The sequence below is a fragment of the Psychrobacter sp. GW64-MNA-CIBAN-0177 genome, assembly GCF_040309585.1.
Lineage (GTDB): Bacteria > Pseudomonadota > Gammaproteobacteria > Pseudomonadales > Moraxellaceae > Psychrobacter > Psychrobacter okhotskensis.
The window spans coordinates 1-276 of sequence record NZ_JBEOOY010000197.1 but is presented as its reverse complement, the minus strand read 5'-3'; the positions used below and the strand labels follow the sequence as shown (position 1 = coordinate 276).

General features: G+C 47.5%; 1 protein-coding gene. It reads right to left on the bottom strand.

Annotated features, from left to right (window positions below; genetic code table 11):
• Nucleotides 1–276 (bottom strand): asparaginase domain-containing protein (locus AAEY79_RS14755; RefSeq protein ID WP_352289096.1); only part of this gene is annotated, 276 nt, incomplete at both ends.

Here is a 276-nt window from a genome sequence, read left to right as displayed (position 1 = left end):
ACATAACTGTTTGCTGGATATGCCGCTCGCGAATGCCCTGTAAATGCCATAAAATCATGACTATGAATTTTCTGTACCGTTTGCGCCGCCCACGCTTCACCGCCGAAGCTTATTTTAACGCCCGATTCACCAGCAGCGGCTAAGCGTAGCGCGTCATTAAAATTGTCCCACGCATCACTATTGGCATCAACGCAGTAACTGTCAATAATCTCACTATCAAGTAAGGGGCGCATACTACCTGTAACAATAAGGCACAAGTCACTACCGGCAAATGCC